The organism is Pedobacter jeongneungensis, assembly GCF_039538295.1.
GTDB classification, from domain to species: Bacteria; Bacteroidota; Bacteroidia; order Sphingobacteriales; family Sphingobacteriaceae; genus Pedobacter; species Pedobacter jeongneungensis.
This window is the reverse complement of record NZ_BAABBY010000005.1, coordinates 13,397-25,830: the sequence shown is the minus strand read 5'-3', so window position 1 is coordinate 25,830 and position 12,434 is coordinate 13,397. Positions and strand designations below refer to the sequence as shown.

Annotated in this window: 12 protein-coding genes and 1 riboswitch; of the genes, 7 read left to right on the top strand and 5 right to left on the bottom strand. The window is 38.8% G+C overall.

Features of this window, described 5'->3' with window-relative positions; genetic code table 11:
• Positions 1-395 precede the first annotated feature (395 nt).
• Positions 396-601, top strand: a riboswitch (cobalamin riboswitch).
• Positions 602-796: 195 nt separating this feature from the next.
• The 3 genes from metE to ABD769_RS10415 all read left to right on the top strand — a co-directional run bounded on the left by metE (position 797) and on the right by ABD769_RS10415 (position 4,360).
• Positions 797-3,130: a 5-methyltetrahydropteroyltriglutamate--homocysteine S-methyltransferase gene (gene metE, locus ABD769_RS10425; RefSeq protein ID WP_344851364.1), complete on the top strand. Its 2,334-nt coding sequence runs from the start codon at positions 797-799 to the stop codon at positions 3,128-3,130.
• Positions 3,131-3,243: 113 nt separating this feature from the next.
• The gene (locus ABD769_RS10420; protein ID WP_025141655.1) at positions 3,244-3,630 is read left to right on the top strand and encodes an acyl-CoA thioesterase; all 387 of its coding nucleotides are present in this window, start codon (positions 3,244-3,246) and stop codon (positions 3,628-3,630) included.
• A gap of 151 nt (positions 3,631-3,781) precedes the next feature.
• Positions 3,782-4,360: a class I SAM-dependent methyltransferase gene (locus tag ABD769_RS10415; RefSeq protein ID WP_344851363.1), complete on the top strand. Its 579-nt coding sequence runs from the start codon at positions 3,782-3,784 to the stop codon at positions 4,358-4,360.
• A gap of 111 nt (positions 4,361-4,471) precedes the next feature.
• Here the strand turns inward: ABD769_RS10415 and ABD769_RS10410 are convergent, their stop codons facing one another.
• Genes ABD769_RS10410 through ABD769_RS10400 form a run of 3 tightly spaced genes read right to left on the bottom strand, consistent with a single transcriptional unit; the run spans position 4,472 to position 6,438 of the window.
• Positions 4,472-5,281: a phosphatidate cytidylyltransferase gene (locus ABD769_RS10410; RefSeq protein WP_344851362.1), complete on the bottom strand. Its 810-nt coding sequence runs from the start codon at positions 5,279-5,281 to the stop codon at positions 4,472-4,474.
• A gap of 43 nt (positions 5,282-5,324) precedes the next feature.
• A complete protein-coding gene (locus ABD769_RS10405; RefSeq protein WP_029274925.1) occupies positions 5,325-5,531 on the bottom strand; it encodes a putative signal transducing protein in 207 nt (68 codons plus the stop codon).
• Positions 5,512-6,438: a CPBP family intramembrane glutamic endopeptidase gene (locus tag ABD769_RS10400; protein ID WP_344851361.1), complete on the bottom strand. Its 927-nt coding sequence runs from the start codon at positions 6,436-6,438 to the stop codon at positions 5,512-5,514. The genes ABD769_RS10405 and ABD769_RS10400 overlap by 20 nt, the downstream gene beginning before the upstream one ends.
• 43 nt (positions 6,439-6,481) lie before the next feature.
• On the opposite strand from ABD769_RS10400, the gene dusB reads away from it, so the two are divergent.
• Together dusB and apaG are read left to right on the top strand one after the other, a co-directional pair.
• Entirely contained in the window at positions 6,482-7,489 is a 1,008-nt protein-coding gene (gene dusB, locus ABD769_RS10395) for a tRNA dihydrouridine synthase DusB (protein ID WP_344851360.1), read from the top strand.
• Between the two features lie 35 nt (positions 7,490-7,524).
• Entirely contained in the window at positions 7,525-7,911 is a 387-nt protein-coding gene (apaG, locus tag ABD769_RS10390) for a Co2+/Mg2+ efflux protein ApaG (RefSeq protein ID WP_025141661.1), read from the top strand.
• Between the two features lie 551 nt (positions 7,912-8,462).
• Here the strand turns inward: apaG and ABD769_RS10385 are convergent.
• Positions 8,463-9,158 carry a zinc metallopeptidase gene (locus ABD769_RS10385; RefSeq protein WP_344851359.1) on the bottom strand — a complete coding sequence of 232 codons (696 nt, stop codon included), beginning with the start codon at positions 9,156-9,158 and terminating at the stop codon, positions 8,463-8,465.
• Positions 9,159-9,241: 83 nt separating this feature from the next.
• On the opposite strand from ABD769_RS10385, the gene ABD769_RS10380 reads away from it, so the two are divergent.
• Positions 9,242-9,571 (top strand): hypothetical protein, encoded by a 330-nt coding sequence (locus tag ABD769_RS10380; RefSeq protein ID WP_344851358.1) that lies wholly within the window; start codon positions 9,242-9,244, stop codon positions 9,569-9,571.
• 423 nt (positions 9,572-9,994) lie between these two features.
• Here the strand turns inward: ABD769_RS10380 and purU are convergent, their stop codons facing one another.
• Positions 9,995-10,834 (bottom strand): formyltetrahydrofolate deformylase, encoded by an 840-nt coding sequence (gene purU, locus ABD769_RS10375; protein WP_344851357.1) that lies wholly within the window; start codon positions 10,832-10,834, stop codon positions 9,995-9,997.
• A gap of 118 nt (positions 10,835-10,952) precedes the next feature.
• On the opposite strand from purU, the gene ABD769_RS10370 reads away from it, so the two are divergent.
• Entirely contained in the window at positions 10,953-12,338 is a 1,386-nt protein-coding gene (locus ABD769_RS10370) for a DNA recombination protein RmuC (RefSeq protein WP_344851356.1), read from the top strand.
• Positions 12,339-12,434: the final 96 nt, after the last annotated feature.

Sequence of the window (12,434 nt, the reverse complement as noted above, 5' to 3'; positions counted from 1 at the left end):
AGAACGTCGTCAATCCCAAGAGCGGGAAATCAAAAAACAGATGCAGGACAGAACCCATTAGCACAACCAAACCTTTACGCAGTGGTTTTGTGTTCAGATCTGTAAAAACATTCAATTAGCATCCAACGAACAAAACAAAGTGCCGTTGTTTTTTTGATGAGGGAGAGGTCGTGTGGAGGCTCCTTGTTGGATTGACGAAGCGCTTTGGTTACTTTGGCGCTCCAAAGTACCATGCCTCCGCGGGATAGAGCGGAAAAATATTTACTATAATACGTCCACATGTTCTCTAACTAAAGAGCATTTGTATGAAGGCGGTAAAATCAATGCTTACAAAAATACCTTAATCTTTAAATCCTAATCCATACATTTGCGTTGATGTAAGTTCTTAACTTTATTTTTCATCAACCGATACAGGTTCCCGGAATTACACCCGGGATTAATAGGGAATCGTGTGCAAATCACGAGCTGTCGCGCAACTGTAAATTCTGTCTTTTACTAAAAAGACAACGGTCTTATCATTCATGCCACTGTGCCGTTTAGGTATGGGAAGGCGATAAGGTCGGGAATAAGTCAGGAGACCTGCCTATATTGAATTGACGGTACTTTCGCGTTATAAAGTAATTGGTCAGGTCTGATTGTACACGATAAAATTAAAATTTTATAGGCTTGCTTTAAGCTTTTGGCTGATGAGTTGGCAAGCTGTGCCATAACCTTTCCTTTTAATTTTTAACATAGAGTATTACAAAATATTGCTTGAGGGCTTTTAAATGATTTATTTACTTAATCTTTAAAAGAGATGCTAACGCAAAATCTGGGCTATCCGCGAATAGGTAGTCAACGGGAATTAAAGAAAATCTGCGAAAATTACTGGGCAGATAAAACGGGGTACAAAAATGTACTTCAGGTGGGCAAAAACATTCGCCACGAAAACTGGAAACTTCAAAAAGAAGCCGGCATTGATGTAATTCCATCAAACGATTTTTCTTTTTACGATCATGTACTCGATCATTCCTTAACTTTTGGGGCCATCCCGAAAAGGTATAACGAAGTGATCCTGAAAAAAGGGAACGAAGAGCTTGATCTTTATTTCGCCATGGCAAGAGGTTACCAAAAAGAAGGATTGGATGTGGTGGCAATGGAAATGACCAAATGGTTCGATACCAATTACCATTATATTGTGCCGGAGTTTTGCAAAGACCAGCCTTTTAAACTTTTCTCAACCAAAATTATAGATGAGTTTTATGAGGCCAAACAACTGGGCATTACCACCAAACCTGTTCTAATTGGTCCGGTTTCTTATCTTTTATTGGGTAAGGAAAAAGAGGCTGGCTTTGAAAAAATAGACCTGATTAAAAATCTGCTTCCGGTTTATATCGAGATTTTATCACGTTTAAATGCACTGGATGTAGAATATGTACAGTTTGACGAGCCGTTTTTAACTTTAGATTTAACCGAAAAAGATAAAAAAGCTTACGAGCATGTTTATAAAGAAATCAGAAAGGCTTTCCCGAGGTTAAAGATTGTTTTAGCGACTTATTTCGAAGGTTTGGGCAATAATTTAGCTTTAACCACGTCATTGCCTGTAGATGTTTTACATATCGACCTGGTACGTGCAGAAGATCAGTTAAATGATGTTTTAGCTTCATTAAAAGAAGAGATCATCCTTTCATTAGGTTTGGTAGATGGAAGAAACATCTGGAAAAATGATTTTGAAAAATCCCTTTCTATCATCAATCAGGCAGTAGAAAAAAGAGGCTTGGCTAAAGTATGGATTGCACCATCTTGTTCATTAATCCACTCACCGGTTGATTTAGATAACGAAACCAACGAGAAAAACCTGTCGGCAGAAATTAAACAGTGGCTGGCTTATGCAAAGCAAAAAATTGCCGAGGTAGCTACCTTAAAAAAACTGATCACCCACGAAAGCCCTGCATCTACCCTGCAAAAACTCGAAGAAAATAAAATTGCGATCAGTAACCGTAAAGTTTCTAAAATCATTCATAATCCTGCTGTAAAAGCGCGTGTTTCAGCACTAAAAGAGAAGGATGCTGAACGTTTAAGTCCGTTTTCGGCCAGAAAAATAAAACAACAGGAACTTAATTTGCCAAATTATGCTACAACCACTATCGGATCGTTTCCGCAAACGGCAGAAGTAAGAAGCTGGCGGGCAAAACTTAAAAATGGAAGTTTAACTGTTGAAGAATATGATAATTTAATTGCCCAGGAAACCGAAAAAGCGGTAAAATGGCAGGAAGAAATCAACCTAGATGTACTGGTACATGGAGAGTTTGAGCGTAACGACATGGTTGAGTATTTCGGTGAGCAACTGGATGGTTTCGCTTTTTCTAAAAACGGTTGGGTACAAAGCTATGGCTCGCGCTGTGTAAAACCACCTATCATTTTTGGTGATGTTTCGCGCCCTGAACCTATGACGGTGAAGTGGACAGCCTATGCGCAATCACTTACCTCAAAATACATGAAGGGCATGTTAACCGGCCCCGTTACCATTCTACAATGGTCGTTTGTGCGTAATGATCAGCCACGTTCCGAAACCTGTACACAAATTGCATTAGCCATCCGTGATGAGGTTTGTGATCTGGAGAATGCAGGCATAAAAATCATTCAGATTGATGAACCGGCCATTAGAGAAGGTTTACCTTTGCGCAAGGCAGATTGGCAAAACTACCTGAACTGGGCTGTTAAAGCCTTTAAAATTTCGGCCAGTGGCGTAAAAGACGGTACCCAGATCCACACGCACATGTGCTACTCGGAATTTAACGATATCATTCAAAATATTGCCGATATGGACGCGGATGTGATCACCATCGAAACTTCTCGTTCGCAGATGGAACTATTGGATGCTTTTGCCGATTTTAAATATCCAAACGAAATCGGTCCCGGTGTGTACGATATTCATTCGCCAAGGGTTCCTAAACGCGAAGAAATGGTTCAGTTACTTAAAAAAGCCAAAGCCGTTATTCCTTCAGAACAACTTTGGGTAAACCCTGATTGTGGCTTAAAAACCCGCGGATGGGACGAAACCAAAAAAGCATTGATCGAAATGGTTGAAGCTGCAAAAGAGATGCGTAAAGCAGAAAAGGTGCTATCAGCAGATCTCCAGGCAAATTAATTTGCCTCATTTTTGCTAAAAAAGCCAATCGTTTTCTTTCAAGCAAATCCTTACTTTGACAACTTTCTGATTAGAAAGTTGTCAAAGCTTTTTACTCCTCATATATTTACCCCATGACCTTAGAAGAAAGAATAGAAAACTCTAAAACCAGCATTTTTAAAGCCGTTTTCCCAAATACAACCAATCATTACGATACGCTTTTTGGTGGTACCGCCATGCATTTAATGGACGAGGTTGCCTTTATTACCGCCACGCGTTTTAGCCGCCAGATTATGGTAACGGTAAGCAGCGATCGGATCGATTTTAAAAAACCGATTCCCGCAGGAACCATTGTAGAACTGATTGGAAAGGTTAACCATGTTGGAAATACCAGTTTAAAGGTTAACGTAGAAATTTATATCGAGCAGATGTATGCCGAAGGAAGGGAGCTGGCCGTACATGGAGATTTTACTTTTGTGGCCATCGATGAGAACAAAAAACCGGTACAGGTAATCAAATAATTTATAAGCTCCAAGCAAAACGAGATAAAAATCATCAGGTTTAATTCTTTAAATTTGACTTATTAGCCATCAACATTCGGAAGAAGATTTAAAAAATATTGCCAAGCAGCTAAGCTGTCCTGAAGGCGAACACGGCATTAAAACAGGGGAGATGATGCATGCCAGTAATATTGGGATGACGACTTCGGCTATTGATGCATTGAATCTTCAAAACAATGATTTCGTTTTAGAAATTGGCCATGGTAATGGTATGCACATTGCCCGATTATTATCAAAAGCAGAAAATCTGAGCTATTATGGAGCTGATATTTCAGAAACCATTATTGCAGAAGCTGAGAAAATCAATCAGGATTTTATTGATAATGGAGTTGTTCAGTTCACTTTAACCGACGGCAATAAGCTACCATTTGAAAATGGTCTGTTCGATAAAATTTTTACTGTAAATACCATTTATTTTTGGGAAAACCCCGGTGCATATCTCTCCGAAATTAAGCGGACTTTAAAGCCAAACGGTATTTTTTCCTTATGCTTTGCTGATAAAAGTTTTATGCAAAATCTTCCTTTTACACCGTACGGCTTTACCCTTTATGAAGTAGAAAAAGTAAAAGAATTATTGAAAAATGCTGACTTTACAATTAAAAATATCCTTAACAAAACCGAACAGGTAAAAAGCCAAACAGGGGAACAGATAGAGAGAGAATATCACATTGTTGTTGCTTCTGCTGAATAGATTTTATGAAAAAGTATAGTCCTCGTTTGTAAGAGGGTTAGTGAGAATAGTGATTGCATCGCTAACAGCACGACTGCACTATACATATTAACCTCATTTCTTTGTGGTTACTTAATACAAAATCAGATACAAATACGCATAAACCACTGGTGCAGCTAATAACAAGCCATCAAAACGGTCTAACAAACCGCCATGTCCTGGCAATAAACCGCCACTATCTTTCGTATCCAGGCTGCGTTTAAGCATCGATTCTACCAGATCGCCCAGTGTACCAAAGCTTGCAATTAATACCGCCATGCCCGCCCAAACCCAGGCAGGACTTTCGGTAAATAAAAAAGATAAACCAAAGGCAACCAAAACACTCGTAAACATTCCACCAAAAAAGCCTTCCCAGCTTTTCTTTGGCGAATGGCGTTCAAACAGTTTGCTTTTACCATATTTTACACCAAAAAGATAGGCACCCGTATCATTTGCCCAAAGCATCAGCAAAAATGCCAGCGGAAAATGAAAATTATATTCGTTCCAGTTTTTTAAAAATCCTAAAGCATGAAAAAAACAGAAAGGAATAGTTACATAAACAAAACCAACAAAGGTGTAAGAGATATTGGCAAATGGAATTTTGTTTTTCTTATACAGTTCCGTAATAAAAACCGAAAAAATCAAAGGAATACAAAGCAACAGGTATTTCACATCATACTTTAGGTAATGCAAACCTGCAGCCATCAAAAAAATTAAAGATCCCGCAACCAAACCAATATTGCGGTGTGGCCTGATCCCAGAATTTTTAATCAGTTTATAAAACTCAAATAAAGATAAAACACTTAAAATAAGATAGAATATCGAAAATGTATAACTCCCTAAAAAGATAGAGCCAAGCATTACTATGGTAAAAAAGAAAGCGGTTATTGCCCTGGTTTTCATTTAAGGTAAGAGGTAAAGGGTGTAAGGTTTAAGGTCATTATTACTACTCAATTTCGTTTTCAACAATGTATTCTATGGCTTTATCAAAATCGACCTTGTTTACCAAAACATTTATTTCGCCAATATTATATGCCGAGAGCTGTTTATTTATCGTTACCGCCGGGATACCGGCTTCTGTTAATCCCTGTTTTAATACCTCGGCCGCAAAGGCATCGCTTGTGGTATATACTTTAACCCAATTTTCGCTCACGTGTTGCGCTATCTTTAAAAAATTTAAACAAAGCTATGGTAATTATTGCACTAATTAAATAGCCATACCAAGGAAAACCGATCGGTTCATCTGCTTTATCGAGTGGCATGTGGTGTTTTTGCATGTAAAATGCTGCACAAACTGCATAAGCATTATTTATAAAATGGGCCAGCATGGCATACCAGATGCTTCCGCTGTAATAATATAAATAACCAAAACCTGCACCCAGGAGCATACGCGGTATAAAACCATAAAACTGGACGTGTATGGCACTAAAAATAATAGCAGCACTCCAAATGGCCACATGATGATTGCCCAACATTTTTTGCAACGAGCCTTGCAGCCCGGCCCTGAAAAATAATTCTTCGCCTATTGCAGGCAATACAGCGATCATCATCAGGTTAACCACAAAATCCCAGTTACTCCTCACCGTAATCAATTGTATGGTCATTTTCATGGCTTCCTGTTCCTTCATTTTCATCCAGTTTTCCAGTCCCTTTAAAAACTCCGGCAACACCATTTTTTGATTTAAAACTGCTACCCATTCCATAACGGGCATGCTCACCACCATGATGGCAAAAACTAAAACAAAAGGAAGAAATGTAGGCTTTTTAAAACCATAAAAAGTATCTGGTTTTTGTCCTTCAGTGTAGGCTAAAATGATAGGAGGCAAAATAAACATCCCTATCGAACTCGAAATCTGGATTATTTTTAAGGCTGTAATAAACTTTGGATCACCATTCATAATTGACCCGAATTCACCAAATATAGAGGTTCCATAAACCATTGCAACCACAATAAAGCCTAATAATGTGCATATTACCGCACCGGCTGCCCAGTAAACGCAAAGTAAAAATATTTGTAAAAGTGGGTGACTGCCTTTGCGGATGGGTGTTACAAAATTCATTATTTGTACCTTTGTATGTTTTATTAATCGTTGAAGATAGAAAATGTCTGTTAAGATAGGAAATATAGATTTAGGTGAGTTCCCGTTATTGCTGGCCCCGATGGAGGATGTAAGCGATCCGCCATTCCGTTATGTATGCAAAAAAAACGGGGCTGATATGATGTACACCGAGTTTATCTCTTCGGAAGGCTTGATTCGCGATGCTGCAAAAAGCATACAAAAACTTGATATTTTCGAATATGAAAGACCAATCGGCATCCAGATTTTTGGTGGCGATATCGAACACATGCGCGAAGCTTCTGAAATTGCTTCTGCCGCCGGACCAGATCTTGTCGACATTAATTACGGCTGCCCTGTAAAAAATGTGGTTTGTAAAGGTGCGGGCTCAAGTTTACTTCAGGATATTGATAAAATGGTAAAAATGACCGAAGCCGTAGTTAAAGCTTCACATTTACCTGTTACCGTTAAAACCCGCCTGGGCTGGGATGATAATACCAAAAATGTTTACGAGGTTGCCGAGCGACTTCAGGATGTGGGCATCCAGGCACTTACCATCCACGGCAGAACCAGGGCACAATTATATAAAGGCGAAGCCGATTGGAGTTTAATTCGCGAAATTAAACGCAACCCACGCATCAAAATCCCGATTTTTGGCAATGGCGATGTAGATAGCCCTGAAAAAGCAGCCAACTGGCGCATGGAATATGAGGTTGATGGCATTATGATCGGTCGTGCTGCTATTGGTTACCCCTGGATTTTCCGTGAGGTAAAACACTTTTTCAAAACCGGCCAGCACCTTGCCGGACCAACCATTGAAGAACGTATTGAGGTTTGTCGCACACACTTAGATAAATCACTCGAATGGAAAGGTCCTAAAACCGGAATTTTCGAAATGCGCCGCCATTATGCAAACTATTTTAAAGGCCTGCCTGATTTTAAACCTTACCGCATGCGCCTGGTGGCAGAGCCCGATATCAATAACATTTACAGCATTTTAGGAGAAGTGGCAGAAAAATTTGCCAACTATGATGCCACCAGCGTACTGGCTTGATTTTTGAAAGGTTTTTTCTTACATTCGTTATTATCATGGTTACAGCTATTACAGACGGGGTTAAAGTTTCAGTTGAAACAGTTTACCAGCCAGAATATTCAAATCCGGCTAACGAGCATTTTATGTTTGCTTATCGCGTAGAAATTTCTAATCTTTCTGATTATGCTGTACAGTTAATGCGCCGTCAGTGGTTAATTTTCGATTCGAACAGTAGCCGCAGAGAGGTAGAAGGAGAGGGTGTTGTAGGCTTACAGCCCATTATCCAACCCGGCGAAACGCATGTATATGTTTCTGGCTGTAACCTCAAAACCGATATGGGCAGCATGAAAGGTACCTACCTCATGAAACGCGACATTGATGGTTCTGAATTCGATGTAGATATTCCCGAATTTCAATTGGTAGCACCATATAAATTAAATTAATCCGGTTAAGAATCGTCATCTCGACCGAAACGAAGTGGAGCGGAGAGCTCTATCTCAAGACAGATTTCTCGACCGCATTACTTGCACCCGATTGGTATCGGATCCGATCGAATGACGACAAATCTATTAGAAAAGCAATTTAAGCATTTCATTTTAAAGTTAGTCCTGCTTTTCATTTCAAGTCCGCACTCGTTCCTCGTTTACGGGCTTTCCATTGCAATCAGGTTTAAACCGCAGTGCCGCTGCATAAATTAAAGGTTAATCGCATTACGCTAATAATGTTTAGTTTCTGCGCCTTGCAACCACAAATAGTAGAACAAACCGTGCCACCTAAACCCGATCGAAGTGGTTCCGATTTAAGCACTTGCTCTTGCTGTTTTATTGTGTGCTTGCTTGTTTCACAGGTTCACCGGAAAAAACGTAGAGCGGGACCGAAGCATGCCTATTCTCACCAAACCTGCTTTCCAAAAAAACTTCATTAAAATAATTTCAAAAAAAAAGGCCAGGATTATTATCCCGGCCGCAATGTGTTTTTCATAATTAGGTATTTCTTAATCCCTTATTCTTCCAAAAAGCATAGATGCATAGTAAAGTAAATTAGCCAGGGCACCTACAGCCGCCACAACATAAGTCATTGCTGCCCACCATAGCGCATCTTTAGCCTGTCTGTTTTCTTCTCCCATTTGCATTACGCCGTTATTATTTTTTAGCCAGGCCAATGCACGGTTACTTGCATCAAACTCTACAGGTAATGTTATAATACTAAATACCGTTACAAGCGCTAATCCCACTACGCCAATGGCCAAAACAATTGGTGTAACAGAAAATGCCAGCAACATTACGCCAAGCAATAATACCCATTGTAAAAGATTTGACGATATACTTACCACAGGCACCATTGTACTCCTTAAATTAAGCCAGCTGTAAGATTTTGCGTGCTGTACGGCATGCCCGCACTCATGTGCAGCCACGGCTGCTGCTGCAACGCTCCGGCTGTAATAAACATCAGTACTTAAATTAACGGTTTTATCTGTTGGATTGTAATGATCAGTTAATTGCCCTTCGGTACTCATCACTTTCACGTCGAATATCCCATTATCATGCAGCATTCTTTCTGCCACCTCCTTGCCCGATAAACCTGAACTTAATTGCATTTCAGCATACTTAGAAAATTTATTCCTAAAGCGCCACTGTACAAACATGCTCAACAATAATACCGGGATGATTAATATTAAATAAACTCCCATTTTCTTATGTATGTTTTTCAATCAGCATATATCAAAAAGCGTTCCCATATTATTTAAGTGTTAAAAAATAGTTCATTTATACTATGCCAACCGGGCTTTCATACTGGGAAAAAGAATCATTTTTTTATAACCATGATGCCATTATTATTGGTAGCGGTATTGTTGTTTTAAACGCGGCCATTCACCTTCAAAAATTGGTTCCATCCTTAAAAATGGCGATACCCGAAAAAGGATTTATACCTACAGATGCTAACACCAAAAATGCGGGTTTTACTTGTTTTGGAAGCATTTCTGAACCAATTGAGCGAGAAGAAATAACAGGCATCCATCGGGCTTGCAGCACTTATTGGAAAACGCTGAAAGGGCCTAGTCAAACTTACAATTTGCTGGGCGATAATACCATAGATTATTAATGCATGGCGGCTATGAATTATTTAAAAATGATCACAGTTTTTTAGCCACCTTAAGTGTATCCAAAATTGAACATTTTAACCGTCATATTAACGATGTTGCCGGTTGGAAAAATACTCGACCTTTTAATTGAAGAAATCCGTGCAAATGTATTTTGTGCACGAGACTTAATGGTATGGGAGTTACCATCAGCTCACAAACGCGAGAAGATGTGGCAGAGCTGTTGTTGAAGAGTTTGTAATTTTTAACTAAAAAGAACGGGAGAGTTTTTATATTTTTAATTTCCGTCATCTCAAGCGGAGTGCAACGAAGTCGAGAGATCTATCTCGAGGTAGATTTCTCCATTCCACTGCGTTACAGTCGAAATGACGAATACGCGGGAAAGAAGTTTACGCAAATCCGCCAAGCGCCTATCGCTAAGCGTCCTACTTAAACACAACCGTTTTATTCCCACTCACAAAAACCCTGTCTTCAAAAATAAGTTCCAAAGCTTCTAAAAGCACTTTTTTTTCTATTTCTTTACCAGCCCTAACCATTTCTTTTACGCCAAAATTATGATCAACATGATTGGTGTGCTGGGTAATAATCGGGCCTTCATCTAAATTATCGGTAACAAAATGGGCTGTGGCACCGATAATTTTTACACCACGCTCAAAAGCCTGCCGGTAAGGATTTGCACCAATAAAAGCCGGTAAAAAAGAGTGGTGGATATTGATGATTTTACCTGCATAATCTTTTACAAAATCAGCAGATAAAATGCGCATAAACTTTGCTAATACGAGATAATCTACCTCAAAGCGGTTGATAATTTCCTTTATTTCGGCTTCGAATACACTTTTATCTTTATTGCTATGATCAACATAAAAATAAGGGATGCCCAGTTTTTCGGTAAAATCCCTTAAACTTTCGTAATTGCCTATTACACATTGAACATTGGCCCCTAAAGTTTTAAACTGGTTTTTGATTAGTATTTCTGCCAAACAGTGGTACTCTTTGGTTACCAAAACAGCAATTTGCTTTTCCTGTTTTGTAATTAAATTTACTTCGGCCGCATTTGGAAGATTTTCTAAAAGTTTTTCCTTCAGTTTATCTGCATCTTTCAGGTTTCCGGTACAGGCTATCCTGGTAAAAAACGCTTTATTGGCTTCATCCACAAACTCACGCATGGCGACGATATTAAGTTGATGTGCAGCCAGGACGCGGGTAATGTTTGTAACTAAACCAACCTGATCGGGACAAGAAATAAGGACTGTTAATGCGTTCATTTATAAAATACTAATGCTCAATTATAGAAAAATTTTACGGTTTTTTCTGTTTCATTTTGACTAATTTTTTTTGGTATATCTATTTTAAATTTCCATTTTTGCTAAAATTTTTATCATTATGGAGATCGTCGGCATTGCTTTACTAATCGTTATTTTAATTGTGCTGGTCATTTTATTGCTAAAGAAACCACAGACTGCGCTATCTATTATTTCAGTAGAGGATTTTGAGCGGATGAAAAGCGAAAATGAAGCTTTAAAAATCAGTTTGGCCAAAGCCGACGAACGCGTTTCCAATTTAACGATAGAAAAAGAACACATTACAATGCTTCTGAAACAGGAGCAACAACGCTTAATTGATGAATTGCAATCGGAACGCGACCGCCTGGCAGATGCCAATCGTGAACTGGAAAGCACAAGATCATTTTACCTTGCCGAAAAAGAAAAACTGGCAGAACAAAAGTTAAGTTATGAGCAATCGCAAGAAAAGCTGAATAAAGATTTCGAATTAATTGCCAATAAAATACTGGAAGAAAAATCAACTAAATTTATTGAGCAGAACCGTACCAATCTAGATATTATCCTTAATCCTTTGAAAGAAAACATTAAAGCCTTTGAAGATAAGGTAGAAAAGGTTTATAAAGCAGAATCAGATGAAAGAAATATTTTAAAAGGTGTGATTTCTGAACTGCAGATTCAAAGCAAACTCATCCAGGAAGATGCCAATAATTTAACCAAAGCATTAAAAGGCGACAGTAAAAAACAGGGAAACTGGGGAGAAATTATTCTGGAAAAGGTATTAGAACGCTCAGGTTTAGTTAGAGATCAGGAATACCGCATCCAGGCTTCGCATACTTCTGCAGAAGGCAGTCGCTACCAACCCGATGTGGTAATAGATCTTCCTGATGACAAACATCTTGTGGTTGATGCTAAGGTTAGTTTGGTTGCTTATGAACGTTCGGTATCAGCCGAGACCGATGAAGAGCGTGAAGGCCATGTAAAACAACACCTGGCCTCAATAAAGAATCACATTCAGGAGCTGTCTTCAAAAAATTATCAGGATTTATATAAAATCAATTCTCCGGATTTCGTGCTCTTATTTGTTCCGATAGAATCTTCTTTTAGCATTGCGGTACAAAAAGATGCCGAACTCTTCAATTTTGCATGGGACAGAAGAGTGGTAATTGTGAGTCCATCTACTTTGCTCGCTACATTACGCACCATCGCCAGTATGTGGAAACAGGAACGCCAGAACCGAAACGTAATGGAAATTGCCCGTTTAAGCGGCAGCATGTACGATAAGTTTGTAGGTTTTGTAGCCGATATGGAAAATATTGGCAAATACATTAAAAACGGACAGGATGCTTACGATAAAGCCATAAATAAACTATCAGTAGGCGCCGGAAATTTAACAAACACTTCCGAAAAGATTAAAAAACTTGGTGCGAAAGCAACTAAACAGATCGATACCAAGTATCTCGATTTTAATGAAACGCAGGATTTGTAGCTTTTATTAAAAACGATGCGAAGCCTCGCAATTTTTGGAAAATCTATGCTATTAAAAATAATAGTCAAAACTTACAAAGTTAGTAATTTTTTCTGA

Excerpts from the sequence above, each read along its gene's own strand:
- ABD769_RS10370 (WP_344851356.1), top strand. The coding sequence starts at position 10,953 with ATGGAGATCGTCGGCATTGCTTTACTAATCGTTATTTTAATTGTGCTG.
- ABD769_RS10410 (WP_344851362.1), bottom strand. The coding sequence starts at position 5,281 with ATGAAAACCAGGGCAATAACCGCTTTCTTTTTTACCATAGTAATGCTT.
- ABD769_RS10380 (WP_344851358.1), top strand. The coding sequence starts at position 9,242 with ATGCCAACCGGGCTTTCATACTGGGAAAAAGAATCATTTTTTTATAAC.
- ABD769_RS10420 (WP_025141655.1), top strand. The coding sequence starts at position 3,244 with ATGACCTTAGAAGAAAGAATAGAAAACTCTAAAACCAGCATTTTTAAA.
- ABD769_RS10400 (WP_344851361.1), bottom strand. The coding sequence starts at position 6,438 with ATGAATTTTGTAACACCCATCCGCAAAGGCAGTCACCCACTTTTACAA.
- ABD769_RS10385 (WP_344851359.1), bottom strand. The coding sequence starts at position 9,158 with ATGGGAGTTTATTTAATATTAATCATCCCGGTATTATTGTTGAGCATG.
- dusB (WP_344851360.1), top strand. The coding sequence starts at position 6,482 with ATGTCTGTTAAGATAGGAAATATAGATTTAGGTGAGTTCCCGTTATTG.
- metE (WP_344851364.1), top strand. The coding sequence starts at position 797 with ATGCTAACGCAAAATCTGGGCTATCCGCGAATAGGTAGTCAACGGGAA.
- apaG (WP_025141661.1), top strand. The coding sequence starts at position 7,525 with ATGGTTACAGCTATTACAGACGGGGTTAAAGTTTCAGTTGAAACAGTT.
- purU (WP_344851357.1), bottom strand. The coding sequence starts at position 10,834 with ATGAACGCATTAACAGTCCTTATTTCTTGTCCCGATCAGGTTGGTTTA.
- ABD769_RS10415 (WP_344851363.1), top strand. The coding sequence starts at position 3,782 with ATGATGCATGCCAGTAATATTGGGATGACGACTTCGGCTATTGATGCA.